This is a genomic window from Nocardia spongicola (assembly GCF_047200775.1).
In the GTDB taxonomy this organism is placed as follows: domain Bacteria; phylum Actinomycetota; class Actinomycetes; order Mycobacteriales; family Mycobacteriaceae; genus Nocardia.
Genome location: NZ_JBJZOO010000007.1, coordinates 41,871 through 62,577, shown reverse-complemented (window position 1 = coordinate 62,577; position 20,707 = coordinate 41,871). Strand labels below are relative to the sequence as shown.

Sequence of the window (20,707 nt, the reverse complement as noted above, 5' to 3'; positions counted from 1 at the left end):
GCTGTCACGATACCCGAAGGTGTCAGGTCCGGTCCGACTGCGCTTCCATGCTTTCGCGGAAACATCGGGGCGAGAGTGTATTTGCCACTGTTCATGTGAAATGTTTTGCCCGCGAGGGTGATCCGAATGGGTTTCGGGCTGATTCAGGTAACGGTTCGGTGTCGACGAGGAGGTTTCGATGCTGAATCGTTATCCGAAAGCGCTTCGCCGCCAAGTTGTTCGAGCGTCTCGCAGTCGCTGTCGTCCGTACCGATGCATGAGCAGATGTACGTACCGATGGGCGTTCGCCGATCTGACGCGGCTGCCACGATGTGGCAGTATTCCGGGCGAGGTCGGGGTCTGAGGATCGACTCGGGCACCGGCCGGTTCGGCCACGGTGGCCCCATCGTAGGGTGGGGCCCCGGTGGCGCCGAGCCGAATCCGTGGTTCGTCGTCGAAACTATGGACTTGCCTACTGTGTGATCGATCCGGCGGCCGGTTCGGCGATGTGGTTCAGGGACGCCAGGTGATGCGGCCACCCTGGAAGTCTTGGGCTTTGCCCTCGGCGACATCGTATTCATCGCTGATGGGGTAACCGTAGCGACCGGCTTCGGCGCCCGCGGCCTCCCAGTTTCCTCGGATCGCTCCCCAGATGACGTGGGCGTCCGTGGTAGGAGACCAGTAGATAGCGCCGCCGCCGAAAAGGCTGTAGCGGCCGTTGCCCGCGCGGGCGGGAGTTTCGTCGGTGATGGGGAAGCCGAGCGGGCTGCTCTCCCAGCCGTAGGAGCCCCATTTGTCCCGGATCGAACCACCGATCTGATGCGCCGCGGTACCGATCGACCAGTAGATGGAGCCGCCTTGGAAAACGTTGTAGCGGCCTGGCTTCGACGGCGTCGCCATTTCTCGCGTGACCGGATAGCCGAGTGGACCGCCCTCGTAGCCGAGATCACCCCATTTATCGCGGATAGCGCCGCCGATTTGCTGGGCTCCGGTGTCCGGGTGCCAGTAGATGGAGCAATCACGCTCGAAGAGCTGATAGCGTCCGCCGCGGGCAGCGGCGGACTCGGGGGAGAGGGGCTCGCCGAAGAATGCGAGCCCGCCGACTCTGTCGTACTCGGCTTCGATCGCTCCGCCCACGTCATAGGGGCCGATCGGGCGGGCGGTCACCTCGACCGCGCTGCCGACCAGCACTATGCCTGCGACGGCAGCGGCAGCGGAAGCGCTGCGGAGGTGGGAGCGGTACGGGTGCGGGTGCCGGGCCAAGTGGACTCCCTGAGCGTGGGGGATCAGATATGCGGTGGAGCGGATCTGTGGTCGGCGTGCTGAGCTCCAAACTACCCCGCGGCGTGCTGCTGCCGCCGGAGCGGACGTGCGCGAGGGGTGAGTGTCGCGAGGGGGCCTATGCGAGCTCCTGGTGTTACGCAGACCGGTATCAGCGCGCTATGTCTCTGCCGTTGGTCGTAGTGCGTCCGCGGCTGCCGCGGCGATGGTCGCCGCGACAGCACCGAGGGCGGGAGAGTCCAGCCGCCATTGCTGCCAGTACAGCGGGACATCGATGACGACACCGGGATCGATCGTCACCAAGCGGCCGGTGGTTCGATCGTCTCGCGTTTGCAGGTCGGGCAGCATGCCCCAGCCGAGCCCGAGCCGGACCGCCTCGGCGAATCCGGTGGACGAGGGGACATAGTGGCGTGGCGGATCGAGTGGTGTCGGGCTGCGATGACGTAACAGGCGGTCCTGCAGGTCGTCTTTGCGGTCGAAGAGCACCACCGGGGCATTCGCATAGGACTGGGTGGTCGCGCCGTCGGTGAACCAGGTGTTCGCGAACTCCGGGCTGGCCATCGGCCGATAACGGATCGCGCCGAGGTGATCGACCTTGCATCCTTGCACCGGTTGCGCGGTGGCGGTGATCGCCGCCATCACGGTGCCATCGCGCAGCAGTTGCGTGGTGTGTTCCTCGTCTTCGCGATGGATCTCGAAGCACACTCCGCGCGGTGTGCGGCCGAGCGCGGGGATCACCCAGGTCTCCAAGGAATCGGCGTTGACAGCGAGAGGTACCCGGACCGGACTGCTGCGGTGATCGCCGCCGAGTTCGCGTGCGGTATCCCCGGCCAACAGCTGGATCTGCCTGGCCAATCGAAGGACCGTATGGCCGGATTCGGTGGCGCGTACCGGTTTCGCGCGTTGCACGAGGATCCGGCCGGTCGCTTCTTCCAGAGCTTTGATCCGTTGACTGATCGCCGATGGCGTGATGCGCAACCGCCGCGCCGCGGCCTCGAAGGTCCCCTCGGTGATCACGGCCTCGAAGGCACGAAGCTGGTCGAGCTGAAGATCCATATTAAGCAATGCTAATCATAGTTAAGAAAGATTAGTTTGTCTTGGTATTGTGTGCGCCTTAGCGTCATCGGACGTGAGCTTTTCTTCCGCGGTAGTGGCGAGTGCGTCCGGTCTGGGCTTCGGCCTGTCGTTGATCGTGGCGATCGGTGCGCAGAATGCCTTTGTGCTACGCCAGGGGATCAGCGGCAGGCATGTGGTCGCGGTGGTCGCGGTGTGCGCGATATCGGATATCGTGCTCATCGCGGCAGGAGTCGGGGGGTTCGGCGTTATCGTCGAGTCCGTTCCGGCGGTGCTGGTCGTGGCACGCTACGGCGGCGCGGCGTTCCTGCTCGGTTATGCGGTTCTGGCCATCCGGCGCGCGTTCGGCTCCGCCACGCTGATCGCCGAATCGGTCAAGACCACCGCGGCACTCGGTACGACGGTGGCCACCTGTCTGGCATTGACCTGGCTCAACCCGCACGTCTACCTCGATACGGTGGTCCTGCTCGGTTCGTTCGCCAATACCTATACGAGTCCGGACCGCTGGTTCCTCGCGGCGGGGGCGATGCTGGCCAGTGTGCTCTGGTTCACCGCTCTCGGTTTCGGTGCCCGGCTGGCCGGACCGTTGTTCGCCCGTCCGGTCGCCTGGCGGATTCTGGACTCGGTGATCGCGGTGGTGCTGCTCGGTCTCGGCTTCTGGCTGCTGTACACCGGCTGACCGCGGTACGCGGTCTTCCCCAGGTACGGGACACCATCCCGGTGCGCACCGTGGACACGCGTCGAATGCGGGCACCGGGCGACCGCACTGTCCGGTTAGGGTGGAGCTCATGGTCGAGTCGACGCGAATCGTGCTTGCTTCCCGGCCGGAAGGCGCACCCACCCCGGAGAATTTTCGGACCGAGACCGCGGAACTCCCAGCTCCCGCCGAGGGGGAGGTGCTGCTGCGCACGCTGTATCTGTCCCTGGATCCGTATATGCGCGGCCGGATGAGTTCCGCCAAGTCCTATGCCGACCCGGTGGAGATCGGTGCGGTGATGGTCGGCGCAACGGTGGCCGAAGTACTCGAATCCAAGGATCCGGCGCTGGCGGTGGGCGATGTGGTGCTGGCCTACTCGGGGTGGCAGACACATGATGTCGCGCGGGCGAGCGGTGTCCGGAAACTCGACCCGGCCAAGGCCCCGGTCTCGACCGCATTGGGTGTGCTCGGCATGCCTGGATTCACGGCATACGCGGGATTGCGCAAGATCGGTAAACCTCAGCCGGGCGAAACAGTGGTTGTCGCTGCCGCGACCGGGCCGGTGGGCTCGGCGGTCGGGCAGATCGCCAAGATCGATGGTGCGCGCGCCGTCGGTATCGCGGGCGGGCCGCGCAAAGTGGCCCATCTGAAGGAATTGGGCTTCGATGCCGCGATCGATCATCGCGCTCCCGATTTCGCCGAGCAGCTGGCGGCGGCGGTTCCCGACGGTATCGACGTCTACTTCGAAAATGTCGGCGGTGCCGTGGCCGACGCGGTCTATCCGCTGCTGAATACCTATGCGCGGGTGCCGGTGTGTGGACTGATCGCGAACTACAACACGATCGGTGATCCGGAGGGGCCGGACCGGTTGCCCGCCTACTACCGCCGGATCCTGACCAAGAGCCTCACCGTGCGCGGATTCATCCAATCCGAGTTCGTTCGCGAGCTGTATCCCGACTTCCTGCGCGATATGGGCGAATGGGTCGCCGACGGCCGGGTCCGCTATCTTGAGGATGTCGTGCCCGGTTTGGCCGCCGCCCCCGAAGCCTTCATCGGCATGCTCGAAGGCCGTAATTTCGGCAAGGTCGTGGTGAAAGTCGCCGACTGACGGCACTGTTCAGTACACCGGCCACACGGCAGCGGCAACGAGTCACCGATGCGGTGACCGGAAACCCCCGGCTGTGCGCCGATCTATGCGCATAGCGGCGTGTCGAAGGGGAATGTCGCATGCCGATGCGCTCTAATTGGTATTGTCGCGCGTCTCTCGGCAATCACCCGGAAAACAGGATACGACCACGATCGCGGACGTCGGATCGGCGTCCGCGATCGGCGCGAAGCGCCCGTAGCGCGCCGACCGCCCCGGCAACGCAGCTCTTTCTCTCGAATTTGTCTCCAGCAGCACCTCGGCATGCGAAAAGGAGCACGAACGTGAGTATGATTCTCGCCTCGTTACACGAGACCGTTGTCGCGCAATTCGATGATCCGACCGCGGAAGCACCGCCGCTGGCCGACAAGCTGTTGCAGATGGGACGGTACTTCACCTGGTTGGTCCAGCTATCCGGCATCACCGCGATCACCTACGGCGGCGGCAGGTTCGCCTGGGAGAAATGGAACGGTGGTGGCCTGCAGTCGCCCAAGATGATCGCCAGCGCTATGGCGGGCGGCGCGGTAGCGACCAGCGCGGGAACGATCATGAACACCGTCATCGGCTGACCGGGCCAGACGCGTGACCACCGGCTCGACGACCGATTCGTCGAGCCGGTTCGCTTATCCAGCGGCATCGCGGCCGGATCGGGTCAACGATCAGGTCGTACGCCCGTAGTGGTGGAAGACAACGGGTCACCCGGTGACGGCGCAGGCGCTTTCTGCTCGGCTCGCACTTCGATCTCGACCCGAGTTCGCGCGGCACCCGGATCCCACATCTCCTGGAAGGGGCCGACAACCGAACCACCGAGGCCGCGTCGGCGCGCACGCGTTACCGCCCATGCGAATCCGGCCGGAATAAGTATCACCGGAACGACCGACATCACGAACAGTAAGAAACCGTCCATGTCGGTGCATTCTACTGTGAAATACACTGTGCCCTAAAACCTTGGAGCCAGCGGGACAAGAGCATCACACTTTCGCGCGGTACAGCTTTGCTTCCTGGCAGGCTTGCGGTAGGTATCGAAGTCGGCCAGGCGTTGTTCGGTGGCAGTAGTGCTGCTTTCGCCTCTGAGGAAGGGAACATAGATTGTCCATCGAGCTGCGTGATGACACCGGTATGCGTATCGGCTACCTCGATATGGCACTGGGCTGGGACCCCGCGCGCCAATGGTTCCAGGAAGGCGAGATCGACTTGAATGCCGCCGCGCTGCTGTTTCGGGGCGATCAGCTGACCGATGTCGTCTATCACGAGCAGCTGATGTCGCAGGACGGTTCGGTACGCCATCACGGCGATAGCGTCACCGGAGAAGGCAAGGGTGACAACGAGGTCATCACCGTCGACCTGACCAGGGTCTCCCCGGAGGTATCGACTGTTTTGTTCCTGGTGACCTGTTATAGCGGTCATACCTTCGCCGATATCGGGAACGCCTTCTGCCGCTTGGTCGATGGTGCTTCGGGCACCGAGATCACCCGATACGATCTCAGCGGCGTACCCGCCAGCGGAGTGGTGATGGGCGCGGTGGTTCGTACGAGTGGCGGGTGGGATTTCCGCACCATCAACGAGGGCATCGAGGCACAGCATCCGGTCGAGGCGGCGCCTTATCTCGGTCGATATCTGGGCTGACGATGGTGCTGCCCGGCTTTGCCGGCCCCAGCGGCAAAGCGGATTCAGACGAGGTCGGCGAAGGATTCGACACAGGCGATACTTCCGGCGACGATGAGCTGGTCACCGTCGATGACCATGGTATCCGGTGTGGCGTAGGTGAATTCGCCGCCACGACGTTTGATGGCGACAACAGTGACGTTGAAGTGCTGGCGTAGCCCGCTTTCGGTGAGCGTCATGCCGATGGCGGCGCGCGGTGCTGTGGTGCGCACCATCGCGTAGTCCTCGTCGAACTCGATGTAGTCGAGCATGCGGCCGGTGACCAGGTGGGCTATGCGTTCGCCCATATCGTGTTCCGGCAGTACCACGTGGTGGGCGCCGATGCGTTCCAGAATGCGCGCGTGCTGGCGACTGGTGGCCTTCGCCCAGATATGGGGGATCCCGAAGTCGACAAGCAGCGAAGTGGTGAGGATACTGGCCTCGAGCTCACCACCGATCCCGACGACCACATGGGGGAAATCGGGGACCCCGAGCTGTTCGAGCGCATCCTGATCGGTGGTATCGGCGACGGCGACGTGGGTGAACTCGTGCGAATAGTGCTGTACCAGCCGCGGCACGGAGTCGATCGCGAGTACTTCGGAGCCGTGGGTGACGAGTTCACGGGCCAGCGAGCTGCCGAAGCGCCCGAGTCCGATGACCACCACGCGGGTTGTCGGGTGTTTCGGAAGTTTGCCGGGAGGTTTGCCGAATAATTCTCGGGGTTGTGTCCTAGCCGTCTCAGCCGTTTTAGCCAACGATGGGTCGCTCCTCCGGTAGTTCGTAGCATCGCTCGTACTCACGCAGCGCGAGTGCCGAGGCCAGGGTGGTCGGTCCGACGCGGCCGATGAACATCATCGCGGTCAGCAGCAGATGCCCGGTAACCGGAAGGTCCGCGGTGATACCGGTGGACAGACCCACAGTTCCGAAAGCGGAGACCACCTCGAAGAGCACTGCGTCGAGCGGAAGCCGGGTCAGCCAGAGCAGCAGCATGGTCGCGGCTACCACCGCCGCGACCGACAGCAGCGCCACCGTGACGGCCTGGCGTTGGGTCGCGGCAGCCAGCCGCCGCCCCATCACGTGGACTGTCGGTTGCCCGCGGATCTCGGTATGGATCACGAATGCCAGCAGCGCGAAGGTTGTCACCTTGATTCCACCCGCGGTGCTCGCGCTGCCGCCACCGATGAACATCAGTATGTCGGTGCCGAGCAGTGTCGTCGGATGTGCCGCGCCCATATCGATCGAGCTGAAGCCCGCGGTACGTGGGGTGACGCCGTGGAAGGCGCCGGTGAGCAGTTTGCCGGCCAGGGAGAGCGGGCCGAGCGTATGCGGATTACTCCATTCCACTGCGGTCACCAGGGCGACCCCGGTCACGGTCAGGCCGAGGTAGGCGAACACGGTGACCTTGGTGTGCAGTGACCAGCCCGGCCTCCGAGCACCGCGCCACCGGATACGGACCGCGCGTATCACCTCGTACACAACTGGGAAGCCGAGGCCACCCAGGATGAATGCCGCCGCGATCGGCACGATGATCCACGCATCGGTGGCATAGCGGATGAGACTGTCGTCGTGGAGCGCGAACCCTGCGTTGTTGTATGCCGAAATCGCGTAGAAGACGCCGAAGTATACGGCTGAACCGAATGATTCCCGCGTTGTGGCGAGGCGATTGGCGGTGAGTACCGCCGCGGTCGCCAGCTCGATGACCAGGCTCATCGTCACAACGCCGAGCACCACCCTGCGGGTCTCACCGAGCTGGAGTGTTTTCGTTTCGGCTTGGGCGATGAGCTGCATGCGCAGGCCCATCCTTCGTGCGACCAGCAGGCCGAGCAGGGAGGCCGCGGTCATGATGCCGAGTCCGCCGATCTGGATCAAGCCGAGCACTACCGCTTCTCCGAAGGGGGACCAATAGTCCGATGTGTCGACCAGGACGAGCCCGGTCACACAGAGGGCCGAGGTGGCGGTGAACAGCGCGGTGACCACGTCGGTCCAGGTGCCGGACTCCGAGGCGAAGGGCAGGGTGAGCAAGAGTGTGCCGAGTAGGTCCGCTGCGGCGAATCCGGCAACCGTGAGCCGTGCCGGACTACCGAGCGGGCCGAGACGGTGGATGACCGGTACCTTGGCGCGGCTCATAGCGCACCGACGCCGCCTGCCCCGGCCTGCCGTTGTGCCCAGGTACTCGGATAACTCGGCGCGCTGATCATCGTGGCTTGCTCAACGGTGCTCTCCCTCGTGCCGCGTGGACCGGGCCTGGCCGGTTCACGCTGTGGCGATAGAGCCGGCGGGCCACGGTAGAGCTCGGTGTACGCCGCAGCCAGTCTATATGGTATTCCGGTAGTAGCGAAGGCTCGACCTGCGGGTTTGTTCGGCCCAGCACAGGTAGCGAGTGCCTGCCCTCAGAATCGGGTTCGTTCCAGCCAGGTGGTGAGAATCGCGCGATCGCCGGAGACGATCACGCGGGGATCGTCGATCGGAATCCGCCGCAATACCAGCAAGTACAGAGCAGTAGCCGAGCCCTGGATCAGGACATCGGCCGCACCGGGATCCTCGTGGTCCCAGCAGATCTCGCCATCGGATCGTCGAATCGACCAGCTGCCAGGGTGCGCAGGCTCGGTATCGGTGGCGCGCAGCAGCAGGGAAGAGCCGGGATCCAACGGCAAGGTTGGGATTCGTGCCGACCGGACTGTCAGGATGTCCAGTAATTCCGACAGTCCGTCAGCGGCCAGCGCGGGAGCGAGACGGAGCCTGCGATGGAGTGCGAGATCGGCTTCGGCATGATGCGCTGTGGTCTCGTGCAATCGCCTGCGGATCCACCACTCGGCCGGTTGCGCCGAGGCGAACGGAGTCCAGATCGGCATGGTGGCACCAGTGGAATCGACTGCCTCCACAAGGATATGGGCGCCTCGGCGCAACCACCGCCGTGCTTGCTCCGGGTCTGCCGGGGGTGTGAAGTCCGGTACCGCCGTGAAGTCGATTCGTTCGGTGCAGCGCCGCGTCACCATGGTTGCCGCCCAACGATGTTCACCACCCACGTGCTCGAGCAGGTCGCTGAGTTGCCAGCCGGGGCACGTCGGGATAGGAGTCCGGAGTTCTGCGGTTCGGTACAGCTCGGCCAGTGCCGCTGTCTCGGAGATCAACCCCGCGCGTATCGCGACGCCAGGTAGGAAGCTCATCATCCGGACCTTATCAAGGAATTCTCCACGCAATGCGTCCGAGAGTGCCCTTCGAATGCTCACCGCGCGGAGTTGCTGCCTCGAGAGAAGCGGTCATGACACCATCCGGCGGGAAGTCGGTATCACCGCTGCCGAGGTCTGTTCGTTCGGCCACTTACCGATCCCTTCGCTCACTCTCGATACGGTCCCGTAGTGAGCAATTCGGCAAATCCATCGTTAATTTCTATTCATACTGTACGGGCCGGTGAACGTGATGTTCAGGGGGATCACATATAGCGATGGCGAACTTTCCGTTCATGCCCGGGTGGCTCATCGCTCATCCGGAGCGCTGGCTGATCGGCATCGGATCCAGTGGTCGCGCAACGGCTGTGCGCTCTACCGAAAGTGTCGGCGACCATTGCTTCCGAATCGGGCAATAGCACTGCGGAGTCACAGTCTATTTTGCGCTTGCGGTTGCGGACTGTTCCTGTGACTGCAATACTCGAGTCGCTTCGCGAGGGAGCGAAGAACTCCATAGGAGGACGTTGGAATTTGGAGGCGTTCTACGGGTTGTCCGCGCATTGAGCTCGGTTCTATTTATCTTGCCGTATACGGCTTTCGCCGGCATTGTCGGCGGTTGTTTTCGTTCGCGGTGAGTCCATTATGACTAACTGCTTGTGAACTACACACTTCGGCCTTTGCCTGCCGGCGAGTGTCACCGTCGTCCGCTGTCGGGCAGAGTGTTTCATTGTGTCTTACCCGCACGTATTCTTTTCGGAAGGAATTGCTATTGGTCATTGGAAATGGAAATCCGTGGCCAACTCTCTCGATAGGCTCGGCCATCCTCACGCTCGTATTCCTGCCCGCATACCTTCTGCCGAGTCCAGTGCTGCCGATCGTCCTCTGTGTGGTGTCGGGGGCTGTCGTGACTCGCGTACCCGGTGTCCTTGCGTCGGTGACGTTCCTCCGGATCCACAGTGTGTATCGGCTACGAGGGCCGACCTCGACGGCTGTGGGGTCGGGCACATTCGTCTTCATCGGACCGGTAGCGGTCGAGGGTCCTAGGAAAGGGTATCGAGAAGTATGCGTGTGAAATTGGTGGAGCTGGTACGTCTGGCTTTCGAGGACATGAATTCGACACGGGCCGAGAAAATTCCGACGGACAACATACTGGATATATCGCTATACGGCGAAACCGGACTGTTCGACTCGATGCATCTGGTCAGCTTCCTCACCCTGTTGGAGGAACACCTGGAAGATGAATTCGACCTGGAGATATCGCTGACGTCGGAGAAGGCGGTATCGCGGAGTGTGAGCCCGTTCTCCAGTGTGACGAACCTGCTGTCGTTCATCGAGGAGGAAATCGCCGAGCTGGGTGCGCAGGCTCCCACTGAAATAAGCAGGTGAATTAGATGCCGACCATCGTCAGAAAAGCTACCTCGGCTGATGCGGCCGGAGTCTATGAATTGCTGCGCGGCTCCACATTGAATAATGCGGCGCTACCGTTCTCTGCTCGCCGTCGATTGTTTCAGCCTATCTGGGGCGGTAACGAGGGGTATTACGGCTATCTCTTGGAGTCGGAAGAAGAGGTGGTCGGTTTCCTTGGCATGCTGTTCACCGAGCGTGATACCGAAGCCGGGCGGCACAAGTTCTGTGAGCTGCACAGCTGGTATGTCAAGGATGCTTATCGGAACGAGAGCATGAAGCTCTTCCTTCCTGTTATAGGGCTCAAACGCGTCACATTGCTGAACTACACGCCTACCCAGCCGGTCTACGAGATAAGTAAGAAGTTCGGTTTCGAAGACCTGGAGACCACATTACTGCAGATCTGCCCGGTCCCGACTGTGCGCGCGGTGCGCCGTCGCTATCGGATATCGACGGACAAGCCGGTTGTGGAGCGGGAACTCGATTCCGGTGATCAGGCGATCCTGCGGGATCACTACGACGTGGACTGCACACACATGCTGGTTCGGCACCCCGCTCGGTCGGGGTACCTCTATCTCATCGTCAAGACGATGCGTTCGGGCAGGTTCCTCCGGTTCGGCCGGATCATCTACTTCAGTGATCCGGCCTATCTCGCCGAGGCGCTGGAGTACCTGGCCTTGTACCTATGCGGCCGCTACGGTTGGCTTTCGTTGATCATCGATCGCGATCAACTCCCTGATCACACCCCGGGGATCTGCACCAGGTCGTTCGCCCGCGAAGTGCCCTCGCTGTACAAGTCGAAGGTGCTCACCGCAGACCAGTTACGGACCCAGCTCTACAGCGAGCCGTTGCTGGTCGGATATCGATTGCATTGAGCCATGGTCATTGTGGTAACAGGAACCCGATCCGGTATCGGTCGAGGTATTGCCGAGCACCTGCTCCGTCGTGGTCATCAGGTGCTGGGCTGCAGCAGAAAGCCCGCACCGATCGACGACCCCAATTATCGCCATTATCAGTTGGATCTGACCGAGTCGGCATCGGTGCGGACCCTGTTCCGCTCGATCCGCCGGGATTTCGGTCATCTCGATGGTCTGGTCAACAATGCCGGGACCGCGACGATGAATCACTTCATGATGACACCGGAGGATGTTGCACGCCGGGTGTTCGATCTGAATTTCTTTTCAGTACTGAACTGCAGCCGGGAAGCTACAAAATTATTGCAGAAGAGCACTGATTCCCCAGCGATCTTGAATGTCTCGACAATCGCCGTGCCGTGGGCCCTCGAAGGACAGCTGGTTTATTCGGCGAGTAAGAGCGCGGTTGAACAGATGACCCGTGTGATGAGCAAAGAACTGGGCCCATTCGGCATCAGGGTGAATACGATCGGTCTGCCCCCGGTGCGGACGGTGCTGACCCGGACGGTACCCAAGGACAAGATCGACCGGCTCGTCGAGCGCCAAGCGTTCAAGCGTCTCTGTGAGATCGAGGACATCACCGGACCGGTGGAATTTCTGTTGTCTCCGCAGTCCGGTTTCGTCACCGGGGAAACTCTATTTCTAGGCGGTGTGCACTGAATGAGAAGTGAACTGATATCCCGGCTGACCGATCTGGGATCCAAAACGTCCGTCATCGACGCGGACCGGCACTACAGTGCTCAGGAACTGTTGACGGCGATTCTGGAGTACGAGTCCCGGCTCCGTGCGCAGCAAGTGCGGCCGAGGGATGTCGTGGTCCTCAACGGTGATTTCTCATTCGATGCGATTACGATGTTGCTGGCACTCACACTCAACGGCAACATCGTCCTTCCTACAGTAAATTTCTCCGATACCGTGCGTGATACGGTGACCGCTCATTGCCATCCCCAGTATCTGATACGTGCAGAGGATGGAATCGATATAGCGACGCTGCCCCCGGTGGACAGAGCCGCGGCTGATCTGACCTACGCGCAACTCGGCGGTGACGGTGCTGCCGGCCTGGTGCTGTTGAGCAGTGGCAGTACCGGGGCGCCGAAGGCGATCCTGCACAATCTCGACGCACTGGTACAGGAGAAGCTGAGCAAGCGTCCCAGGCTGGGCCACAAGGCGCCGAGCATCCTGCTGTTCCTGTTGTTCGACCATATCGGCGGAATCAATACCCTGTTCAACGCCGTCCTCGGTGGCAGTCCGGCGGTGATTCCCGGCGGGCGTTCTCCCGAAGAGATATGCGAACTCGTCGAAAAGCACGAGATACGTGTACTGCCGACTACGCCGACCTTCCTGAATCTATTGCTCATCGGGCAGTTCCACCGACGCTATGATTTGCGTAGCCTTCGATTGATCACATATGGAACCGAACCGATGCCTGCCGAATTATTGCAGCGTATCAACGAGGCCGTTCCACGAGCCAAGCTGCTGCAGACCTTCGGTACCAGCGAAACCGGGATCTCCACCACGGTCAGCGAATCGTCGCGCAGTACCTTTTTCAAAATCGAAGATTCGGATATGCAGTACCGTATTGTGGACGGAGAGCTGCAGTTGAAGAGCCGAACTCAATTCCTGGGATATCTGAATTACGCGAATGAATCGCTCACCGAAGATTCGTGGTTCAAGACCGGTGATCTGGTGGAGCTCAATCAGGACGGTTTCCTGAGAGTGACCGGCCGTGCCAAGGAAGTGGTCAATGTCGGTGGAGAAAAAGTTCTGCCATTGGAAGTAGAAGCCATTCTGATGTCTAGTCCGATGATCGAGGACTGCGTGGCCTACGGTCGACCCAACGCCATCACCGGACAGTCGGTGTGGGTCGATGTCAAACCGGCCGATGGGTTCTCTCGCGGCGAAATAAGAAAGCATGTGGTCGAATTCATGTCCAGCCGAGTCGAGCGATTCAAGATTCCGTCGAAGGTCAATGTCGTCGACAGTATCGAGGTATCGGAGCGATTCAAGAAGAAAAGGAACCTATAGATGGCTGATCTCGTGGTCATCGGCGCCGGGAAATTCGCCGTCGAAGTCAGCGCCTACCTCGACGACGCGCGTGCCGCGGGCGCGGGTGGTCCTCGGATCGCGACCTATCTGACCATCGCCGACGAAGAGGTCCACGTGCCCTCGCAGCGCTGTGTACCGCTGGACGGGTTCACCTTCTCCGAGGACACCGAGGTGATCGTCGCGGTATCCGATATCGCCTTGCGGCGCAAGCTGTTCAGAGATGTGGTCGAGAAGTACGGATTGCGCGCGGCGAACGTGATCCATCCCGGTAGCACCTACGCGTCCGCGCGTATCGAGGGGACCGGAAACATCATCGGCCCTTCCTGCTATCTCGGTGCGGATGTTGTCATCGGAGACTGCAACGTCCTCAATTATCACTGCACGATCGGTCATCATTCCCGAATCGGGTCGAACAACTTTTTCGCCCCGAACTTCCACTGCGGCAACAGCGTAGAAATCGGCCACGATAACTTCTTCGGCCTGTCTTGCACGATCGTGCCCGAGATCCGGGTCGGCGATCACGGCAGTTTTCAAGCCGGTCTGACGCTGTTCGACAACCCCGAGAGTCACCACTCCTACTTCGTGCCCACCCGCATGAAGTCACTGAAACTGCCATGAGGAGCACGTTGTGAGTAGATCCAAGGTCATCGTCATCGGAGCCGGTCCAGCAGGCTGTGTGGCCGCGCTGACCCTGCACAAGCTGGGGCACGAGGTAGAAGTCTTCGAGAAGGCGAGCTTTCCGCGCTATCGCATCGGTGAGTCGTTTCTGCCAGGGACGTTGTCGATTCTGAACCGGTTGGGGCTGCAAGAGGCCATCGATGCCGCCGGATTCGTGAAGAAACCCTCGGCAACCTTCCTGTGGGGGCGTGACCAGGCGCCATGGACATTCTCCTTCTCGACCCCGAAGACGGCGCCGTGGGTCTTCGACCACGCGATCCAGGTCCGGCGCGAAGAATTCGATCAGCTGCTCGTCGAGCAGGCCAGAGCCAGGGGGATTGTGATCCATCAGGCGACACTCGTCGAAGACGTGGACATAAGCTCTACGGACGGGGTACGTGTATCGGTACGTCACGACGACGAATCCCGTGATGTGCACGGAGATTTCCTGATCGAGGCAGGCGGTTCGGCGGGCCCGTTGGCGCGGCAGTTGAACATTCGGCGGTTCGACGAGTTCTACAAGAACTTCGCGGTCTGGTCGTACTTCAAGCGGGCAGACCCGTTCGCCGGGGATCTCGCGGGTACCACGTACTCGATCACCTTCGAAGACGGCTGGGTATGGATGATTCCGCTCAAGGGTGACATCTACAGTGTGGGTCTTGTGGTCGACCGGTCGAAGGCCGCGGAGATACGGCAGGTCGGTGTCGAGGAGTTCTACCGGACCACCCTCGCCCGGTGTACCAGGGCTATGGAGATCCTCGGCGGGGCAGAACCCAGCGAAGAGGTCCGTGTCGTACACGACTGGTCCTACGATTCGGAGCATTTCTCCAGCGGTCGTTACTTCCTGTGCGGCGATTCCGCCTGCTTCACCGATCCGCTGTTCTCGCAAGGAGTTCACCTGGCCACGCAGTCCGCGGTGTCGGCCGCGGCGGCGATCGACCGGATCACCGCCCATGGTGATGAACAGGATGCCGTACATCAGTGGTACAACCGGAGCTATCGCGAAACCTATGAGCAGTATCACGAGTTCCTCGCGTCGTTCTATACCTTCGCCTCCTTCACCGAGCCGGAGTCGGAATTCTGGCTGCGGCGGCGGATTTCCGAATCGGAAGACTCGCGCCTGGAACGTAAGCAGTGGTTCGAGAGACTGGTCGAAAAAGACCGGGTGAGCTCGGACTGGTCCATTTCGGATTTCCGGGACCGAGCATCAACGATGATCGCCATCGGACGCCATCAGCGTACGGAACTCAGCGACGAATTCTCCGAAGGCGAGCTGACCGCGGCACGGGTCCGCTGGATCGGTGAGCTGACCAAACAGCTCAACCGGATCACTCGTTTCGAGTGGACCGGCAGGCAGGTTCTGCTCACCGACTACTACAAGGTGGACCCCTCGGGTATGCACCTCGAACCGAAGCAGGTGATCGGGAACGAATCCGGTGCTTCCATGATCAAATATCCGCTCCAGGAGCGGCATCGGCAGATCTTTGCCGACCTGCAGGAGCAGCAGTTCGGCTACAAGACACTGGTCAAGCTGTTGAATGAGTCGGGCAGTACGGAAATCAGTTCACAGATAGTTATCCGCATGATGGAAGCCGGTCTGCTGGTCGGCTACGACAAGAACGACAAGCGGGTGGTCATCCAGGACCGGCTGCGCTTCGACGGTGTCGGCGTAGAGTACGAGGTGTAACGCGGTGACCCCGAGCGACACCGATACCGCGGTCGAATTCGCGGAGTGGATAGGTGATTTCTACCTGCCCGATGTGATCGTATTCTCGACGACGGGACGCCGATTCCTGGCACGGGTATGCGATATCGGCTCCGATGGTGTGATCGCGGTGCGCTTCGAGCAGCCGGAGACGCTCGATGCGATCAGCGCGGCGGACAAGCTGGGTATCGCGTTCCACGCAGACCTGATCCGGCTGGGGGATCGGCTTCGTCCTGTCTACGCCGACACTCACCGGATCGACGTCAGTGCCGCGACAGTGCATCTGCGGTTTCTTGCGGATCTCGGCGATGCCTGCGCGCTGCGTCCGGCGCTCAATGCGACGCTGCGCTGCGCGGGCCGCTACGGCCGTTCCAGTGTCGGGACCATCGCACGTCTCGGCCTCGCCGCCGGTGAGCTGAGCTGCGCGCGACCGGAACCGTCGTTATGTCCCGGTATGGTGGCCGAACTGTCGTTGTGGTCTCCATGGACCGGCGAGACCACCTTATCGATCCAGATCACCGGTCGCCGCGTCGCAGCGGGAGCGGACATACTGTCGTTTCGCATGACCGATACCGCGTCGGTAGAGCCGGTAGCGATCCTGCTGGCGAGCACGGTCGAATCGTTCGGATTCGGTGAGCTGCGGAAATTAGGTATCAACCCGCGGCGGCTGGACGCATTGCTCACCGTGGACGCGGTGTCGAATCGGCACGAGTTCGAGTCCGCGCTGGAATTGCGGCTGGTGGGTAACCGCCACTTCGGGAGGCTCACCGATGTCGAGGACAGCTGGGAGCTCGTCGATCGCTTCGACGCGGTGTCGATCAACTTCGTCTGCCGGCTCGGTGACAAACCTGTCGGCACCGCCCGGCTGGTGCTCAACAACGGGGATCGCGATCTCAGCGAACTCGAAGAAGTGACCAAGGGGCTGCCGACATGGCTGTGGGAAGCGGGTTTCGTAGAGATATCACGGCTGTCGATCCACCCGGATTACCGCTCCAGCGGCATATTTCCGATCCTCGTCGGTGCCATGGGTCGGGTCGCGCTGTCGACCGGCGCGCGCTACGCCGTGATGGACTGCACCGACAAATTGCTGCCACTCTATGAACGGCGCTTGCACGCGGTACCGCTCGGCATCACCAAGAAACATCAGTGGAGTGATGAGATAGAGCATGTCATCGCGATCGACTCCCAGATCTGGATCGCGCAGATGTTCAAGGCTTCTATCTACTGGCAGGATCTTGTGCGCCCGAGAATGGCCGTGGTCACCGAACAGCTCCGGTCTCGTGCGGCGAAATGGTCGGCGCCGCATATGGTCGATATCGCTACTACCCTGCATAAAACCACAATCGCAGAAAATTTCCGGTCGATCTTGTCGAGGGAGAAAAGTTGAACCCAGAAGACAAGAAAAAATACATAACTTGCCCCGATCAGCTGCTCGTCGACGATGTCTACATAGATCTCGCGCACTCGCTACAATTTCCTGTGTTCCTCAAATGTGAATCGTTCAACTTCGGCGGATCGATAAAACTGAAAGCCGCTGTGGAGATGGTCGACAGCGCGGAAAGAGATGGCCTCCTCGGCCCGGATTCGATCATCGTCGAGTCGTCGTCCGGTAATCTCGGAGTTGCGCTGAGTGTTGTTGCGGCCAGTCGCGGATATGATTTTCTGTGCGTTACGGACCCACGATCCAGTACGCACAGCCGGAGATTGATCAGCGCCACCGGTGGTCGGGTAATCGTTGTGACGGAACCGGATGCCAATCAGGGTTTCCTGGCGAGCAGGATACGTGTCGTCCAAGATCTGTGTGCTTCCGACGGGCGTATGGTATGGCTGAACCAATATGCCAACAAAAGCAATTGGCAGGCGCACTACCGCACTACCGGACCATCTATCGCGGAGAATTTCCCCGATCTCGATATGCTGTTCGTCGGAGCGGGTACCACCGGCACTCTGATGGGCTGTGCGCGCTATCTGCGCGATGTGGGCCACCCGGCTCGTATCGTCGCTGTGGACGCCGTTGGTTCTGTCGTGTTCGGGGGGAGTCCCACCTCGCGATACATCCCTGGTATCGGTGCGAGCAGGCGGCCGGAAATACTCGATCGCTCGGTAGTCGACGAGGTGGTGATGGTCGAGGAGGCCGCAGCCATCCGCATGTGCCGAAGACTGGCGACAACCGGATTCCTCTTCGGCGGATCGACAGGCACTGTGCTGGCCGGAGCGCAACTACGACTGGCGGAACTGCGCGATGAACAGGTGAAAGCTGTCGCCATATCGCCGGATATGGGGGAGCGGTATCTCGAGACGGTCTATGACGACGGCTGGGTCGCCGAACATTACGGGAACGAACTCCTGGACTCCATGGAGTCCCCGGCCACCCGGCGCCCAGCAGTGGAAACCGTTCCGATCACGGTGGCCAACTGATCGTATGCGCGCTGTCCTCGATACCGGGCGGAATTTCGCCCAGCTAGGAGTAATACATGGAGAAACCGGCATTTTCGGTAATCGGTGGCCGTACCGTATCCGATATCGTCGAGGGGAGGTATGCGGAAATAGTTTCGATCGTCGAAAGCGCTTATCTGCTCCATGCGGACGGGCGTAGTATCAACCCGCCCAGCTATTTTCTCCGGTTTCCGGATCGACCGGAGTCACGCATCATCGCGCTGCCCGCTTCGCTCGGCGGAGAGTTCTCGCTCGACGGGTTGAAATGGATTTCGAGTTTCCCCGGAAACATCGAAAACGGACTGCCTCGTGCCTCCGCGGTCCTGATTCTGAACGATCAATCGACCGGATTCCCGATAGCCTGCCTCGAAGGGTCGGTGATCAGCGCGACGCGGACCGCGGCGTCGGCGGCACTTGCCGCGGCCCGGCTCCACGACGGTGGCGACCGACCCCGGCGCATAACCTACTTCGGCACCGGTTTGATCGCCCGCTACATCCACTCGTTCCTGCACGGCACCGGATGGCGTTTCCAGTCGATCGGTACATTCGACCGATCACCGGAGTTCGCGGCGGAATTCGCCAGGACACTCGAGGAGCACGGTGAAGCGGACGAGGTGATTCTGCATCATTCCCCGGAAGCGGCGATTCGTGATTCGGATTTGATCGTATTCGCGACCACGGCATCGGTTCCGCATGTCACCGATATATCGTGGTTCCAGCATAATCCGACGGTGCTGCACATTTCGCTGCGCGATCTCGCTCCGGAGATAATACTCGGTTCGTGCAATATCCTCGATGATATCGAGCACTGTCTCAAAGCAGCGACCTCGCCGCATCTGGCCGAGCAAATGTCCGGCTCTCGCGGCTTCATCGATGCCACTCTGGCCGAGGTGCTGCGGGGTGATTTCCAACCGCCCCGCGATCGACCGGTCATTTTTTCGCCGTTCGGGCTCGGGGTATTGGACATAGCGGTAGGGAGCCACGTATACCAGGTCGCCGAACAGACCGGGCGGCTCGAGCGCATCAGGGACTTTTTCCCAGTGTGAGCAGGCCTTCACCGACCGATATCGCGGTCGCGGATCCGCCGCGCCCGTAGTACGTAGTGCCGGGGTCGAGTACTGCGGAACAGTTCCCCGTGGACGTACGGCATGCTTATCTCGGGGGTGCCGGGAAGACCGGTCTGCGGTACGGATTCGGCGGGTCGGGCTCGACTGCGAACGGTGGATGTGATGGTGCTTGTCCTTGTTTTCGGCGTGGTACTGCTCGTCAGCGTGTCGCTGTCCGGTGTGGCCGCGCGAACGGTGTTGTCTACCGCATTGCTGTTCCTTGTCGCTGGTGCGGTGATCGGCCAGGGCGGGCTCGGCGTGGTAACCATCACGCCGGAGGATGGGCTGGTGGCGGTACTGGCCGATGTCGCCTTGTTCACGGTGCTGTTCACCGACGGGCAGCGGGCGAACCTGCCCGCACTGCGGGAAGGCTGGCGGTTGTCGGGCCGGGCGCTGGGTCTGGCGATGCCGCTGACCATGGTGCTGATCGCGATTCCGGCGCATTGGCTGGCCGGATTGGATTGGCCGACGGCATTCCTGCTCGGCGCCATCCTCTCCCCGACCGATCCGGTGTTCGCTTCGGCGCTCGTCGGGCGCAGCGATGTGCCACTCCGGTTGCGACGGTTGCTCAATATCGAGTCCGGGCTCAACGACGGATTGGCGCTGCCGTTCGTCCTGATCTTTCTGGCGACAGCGACACATCACGAATCAGGGGCACCGCATATCGCGGTGGAATTGGTCTTGGGATTGGTGTTCGGGATCGCTATTCCGGCGGTGGTCGCGCTGGCCTGGCGGTTGCCGATTCTCACAGCCGAGCCCCGGTTACAGGCATTGGGGCCGTTGGCCATCGCGGTCACCCTGTACGGAGCGTGCCACCTCACCCACGCCAATCCCTACCTGGCGGCATTCGTGGCCGGGTCGACGTTGGCGACACTGGATCATATGGCTGCCGAGCAGTTCGAGCCGTTCGGCGATCTATTGTCCGAGGTGACCAAGTTCGCGGCACTGCTGGTATTCGGCGCGCTGCTCACGCCGGAGCGCTTATCGCACTTGAGTATCGGTGACTGGACCTTGGCGGTGCTTGCGATCGTGTTGGTGCGGCCGGCAGCCATGCTGATATCGCTGTTGCGGACGCCGTTGTCAGCCCCGGAACGCGCGGCGGCGGCGTGGTTCGGGCCGAAAGGATTCGCGTCGGTGGTCTACGGACTGCTCGCCCTGCAGTCCGGCATACCCAACAGCGAGGTGGTGTTCGACCTCGTCGCCGTGACGATCGCGCTATCGATCGTGCTGCATTCCTCGACCGATGTTCCCGTCGCGCGGGTATTGCGGGTGGAACCGATGGATTGTCTGCCCGCGGGCAAATATGTCGAGGATGAGGTGGTCGCGCACTACGACGATGGTGTGCGGTCCACAGCCGGAGACGGGGACACGAATCGAACCGGATGAGACGTGTGGCGCGGTGGCAGGCCCCGTCGTGGCGTACCGCCGAGTCGACATCGTGGCCGCTGAGCTC

The 20,707-nt window shown here is 61.6% G+C and carries 19 protein-coding genes and 1 pseudogene; 14 read left to right on the top strand and 6 right to left on the bottom strand.

From position 1 onward, the window contains the following. Positions 1–492: 492 nt before the first annotated feature. Both ACL02S_RS15315 and ACL02S_RS15310 read right to left on the bottom strand, forming a co-directional pair. Positions 493–1,242 (bottom strand): LGFP repeat-containing protein, encoded by a 750-nt coding sequence (locus ACL02S_RS15315; RefSeq protein ID WP_412803084.1) that lies wholly within the window; start codon positions 1,240–1,242, stop codon positions 493–495. 177 nt (positions 1,243–1,419) lie between these two features. Further along, positions 1,420–2,316 carry a LysR family transcriptional regulator ArgP gene (locus ACL02S_RS15310; RefSeq protein ID WP_412803083.1) on the bottom strand — a complete coding sequence of 299 codons (897 nt, stop codon included), beginning with the start codon at positions 2,314–2,316 and terminating at the stop codon, positions 1,420–1,422. Between the two features lie 73 nt (positions 2,317–2,389). Here ACL02S_RS15310 and ACL02S_RS15305 point away from each other — a divergent pair, with 73 nt between their 5' ends. From ACL02S_RS15305 to ACL02S_RS15295, 3 genes are all read left to right on the top strand, one after another. Next, positions 2,390–3,013, top strand: coding sequence for a LysE/ArgO family amino acid transporter (locus tag ACL02S_RS15305; RefSeq protein ID WP_412803082.1), 624 nt, complete (start codon positions 2,390–2,392; stop codon positions 3,011–3,013). A 109-nt stretch (positions 3,014–3,122) separates the two neighbouring features. Further along, complete coding sequence (gene curA, locus ACL02S_RS15300; RefSeq protein WP_412803081.1) at positions 3,123–4,139, top strand: NADPH-dependent curcumin/dihydrocurcumin reductase; 1,017 nt, start codon at positions 3,123–3,125, stop codon at positions 4,137–4,139. Between the two features lie 326 nt (positions 4,140–4,465). Further along, positions 4,466–4,744 (top strand): hypothetical protein, encoded by a 279-nt coding sequence (locus ACL02S_RS15295; RefSeq protein WP_412803231.1) that lies wholly within the window; start codon positions 4,466–4,468, stop codon positions 4,742–4,744. Positions 4,745–4,827: 83 nt separating this feature from the next. Here the strand turns inward: ACL02S_RS15295 and ACL02S_RS15290 are convergent, their stop codons facing one another. After that, on the bottom strand, positions 4,828–5,082 hold the full coding sequence (locus tag ACL02S_RS15290; RefSeq protein ID WP_412803080.1) for a hypothetical protein: 255 nt from the start codon (positions 5,080–5,082) through the stop codon (positions 4,828–4,830). Between the two features lie 182 nt (positions 5,083–5,264). On the opposite strand from ACL02S_RS15290, the gene ACL02S_RS15285 reads away from it, so the two are divergent. Further along, positions 5,265–5,801, top strand: a complete 537-nt coding sequence (locus ACL02S_RS15285; protein ID WP_412803079.1) for a TerD family protein — start codon at positions 5,265–5,267, stop codon at positions 5,799–5,801. Positions 5,802–5,845: 44 nt separating this feature from the next. Here the strand turns inward: ACL02S_RS15285 and ACL02S_RS15280 are convergent, their stop codons facing one another. The 3 genes from ACL02S_RS15280 to ACL02S_RS15270 all read right to left on the bottom strand — a co-directional run bounded on the left by ACL02S_RS15280 (position 5,846) and on the right by ACL02S_RS15270 (position 8,986). Then, the gene (locus tag ACL02S_RS15280) at positions 5,846–6,484 is read right to left on the bottom strand and encodes a potassium channel family protein (RefSeq protein WP_412803230.1); all 639 of its coding nucleotides are present in this window, start codon (positions 6,482–6,484) and stop codon (positions 5,846–5,848) included. Between the two features lie 82 nt (positions 6,485–6,566). Next, positions 6,567–7,946, bottom strand: a complete 1,380-nt coding sequence (locus tag ACL02S_RS15275) for a TrkH family potassium uptake protein (RefSeq protein WP_412803078.1) — start codon at positions 7,944–7,946, stop codon at positions 6,567–6,569. Positions 7,947–8,209: 263 nt separating this feature from the next. Then, positions 8,210–8,986: a maleylpyruvate isomerase family mycothiol-dependent enzyme gene (locus ACL02S_RS15270; protein ID WP_412803077.1), complete on the bottom strand. Its 777-nt coding sequence runs from the start codon at positions 8,984–8,986 to the stop codon at positions 8,210–8,212. A gap of 1,062 nt (positions 8,987–10,048) precedes the next feature. On the opposite strand from ACL02S_RS15270, the gene ACL02S_RS15265 reads away from it, so the two are divergent. The 10 genes and pseudogenes from ACL02S_RS15265 (at position 10,049) to ACL02S_RS15220 (ending at position 20,640) form a co-directional block, all read left to right on the top strand. Continuing rightward, positions 10,049–10,372, top strand: a complete 324-nt coding sequence (locus ACL02S_RS15265) for a hypothetical protein (RefSeq protein WP_412803076.1) — start codon at positions 10,049–10,051, stop codon at positions 10,370–10,372. A 5-nt stretch (positions 10,373–10,377) separates the two neighbouring features. Further along, positions 10,378–11,265: a GNAT family N-acetyltransferase gene (locus ACL02S_RS15260; protein ID WP_412803075.1), complete on the top strand. Its 888-nt coding sequence runs from the start codon at positions 10,378–10,380 to the stop codon at positions 11,263–11,265. Between the two features lie 3 nt (positions 11,266–11,268). After that, the gene (locus ACL02S_RS15255; protein ID WP_412803074.1) at positions 11,269–11,964 is read left to right on the top strand and encodes an SDR family NAD(P)-dependent oxidoreductase; all 696 of its coding nucleotides are present in this window, start codon (positions 11,269–11,271) and stop codon (positions 11,962–11,964) included. Continuing rightward, the gene (locus tag ACL02S_RS15250) at positions 11,965–13,329 is read left to right on the top strand and encodes an ANL family adenylate-forming protein (protein WP_412803073.1); all 1,365 of its coding nucleotides are present in this window, start codon (positions 11,965–11,967) and stop codon (positions 13,327–13,329) included. After that, entirely contained in the window at positions 13,330–13,968 is a 639-nt protein-coding gene (locus ACL02S_RS15245; protein ID WP_412803072.1) for an LbetaH domain-containing protein, read from the top strand. 25 nt (positions 13,969–13,993) lie between these two features. Next, positions 13,994–15,694, top strand: a pseudogene (gene cmlS / locus ACL02S_RS15240) (chloramphenicol-biosynthetic FADH2-dependent halogenase CmlS); the annotation flags it as partial. Between the two features lie 4 nt (positions 15,695–15,698). After that, a complete protein-coding gene (locus ACL02S_RS15235) occupies positions 15,699–17,099 on the top strand; it encodes a GNAT family N-acetyltransferase (protein WP_412803071.1) in 1,401 nt (466 codons plus the stop codon). Then, positions 17,096–18,130, top strand: coding sequence for a 2,3-diaminopropionate biosynthesis protein SbnA (gene sbnA / locus ACL02S_RS15230; RefSeq protein ID WP_412803070.1), 1,035 nt, complete (start codon positions 17,096–17,098; stop codon positions 18,128–18,130). The genes ACL02S_RS15235 and sbnA overlap by 4 nt, the downstream gene beginning before the upstream one ends. Before the next feature lie 56 nt (positions 18,131–18,186). Further along, positions 18,187–19,194 (top strand): 2,3-diaminopropionate biosynthesis protein SbnB, encoded by a 1,008-nt coding sequence (sbnB, locus tag ACL02S_RS15225; RefSeq protein ID WP_412803069.1) that lies wholly within the window; start codon positions 18,187–18,189, stop codon positions 19,192–19,194. 183 nt (positions 19,195–19,377) lie between these two features. Then, positions 19,378–20,640: a cation:proton antiporter gene (locus ACL02S_RS15220; RefSeq protein ID WP_412803229.1), complete on the top strand. Its 1,263-nt coding sequence runs from the start codon at positions 19,378–19,380 to the stop codon at positions 20,638–20,640. Positions 20,641–20,707 lie beyond the last annotated feature (67 nt).

Excerpts from the sequence above, each read along its gene's own strand:
- ACL02S_RS15310 (WP_412803083.1), bottom strand. The coding sequence starts at position 2,316 with ATGGATCTTCAGCTCGACCAGCTTCGTGCCTTCGAGGCCGTGATCACC.
- curA (WP_412803081.1), top strand. The coding sequence starts at position 3,123 with ATGGTCGAGTCGACGCGAATCGTGCTTGCTTCCCGGCCGGAAGGCGCA.
- ACL02S_RS15295 (WP_412803231.1), top strand. The coding sequence starts at position 4,466 with ATGATTCTCGCCTCGTTACACGAGACCGTTGTCGCGCAATTCGATGAT.
- ACL02S_RS15290 (WP_412803080.1), bottom strand. The coding sequence starts at position 5,082 with ATGGACGGTTTCTTACTGTTCGTGATGTCGGTCGTTCCGGTGATACTT.
- ACL02S_RS15275 (WP_412803078.1), bottom strand. The coding sequence starts at position 7,946 with ATGAGCCGCGCCAAGGTACCGGTCATCCACCGTCTCGGCCCGCTCGGT.
- ACL02S_RS15270 (WP_412803077.1), bottom strand. The coding sequence starts at position 8,986 with ATGAGCTTCCTACCTGGCGTCGCGATACGCGCGGGGTTGATCTCCGAG.
- ACL02S_RS15265 (WP_412803076.1), top strand. The coding sequence starts at position 10,049 with ATGCGTGTGAAATTGGTGGAGCTGGTACGTCTGGCTTTCGAGGACATG.
- ACL02S_RS15260 (WP_412803075.1), top strand. The coding sequence starts at position 10,378 with ATGCCGACCATCGTCAGAAAAGCTACCTCGGCTGATGCGGCCGGAGTC.
- ACL02S_RS15255 (WP_412803074.1), top strand. The coding sequence starts at position 11,269 with ATGGTCATTGTGGTAACAGGAACCCGATCCGGTATCGGTCGAGGTATT.
- ACL02S_RS15250 (WP_412803073.1), top strand. The coding sequence starts at position 11,965 with ATGAGAAGTGAACTGATATCCCGGCTGACCGATCTGGGATCCAAAACG.
- ACL02S_RS15245 (WP_412803072.1), top strand. The coding sequence starts at position 13,330 with ATGGCTGATCTCGTGGTCATCGGCGCCGGGAAATTCGCCGTCGAAGTC.
- sbnB (WP_412803069.1), top strand. The coding sequence starts at position 18,187 with ATGGAGAAACCGGCATTTTCGGTAATCGGTGGCCGTACCGTATCCGAT.
- ACL02S_RS15220 (WP_412803229.1), top strand. The coding sequence starts at position 19,378 with ATGGTGCTTGTCCTTGTTTTCGGCGTGGTACTGCTCGTCAGCGTGTCG.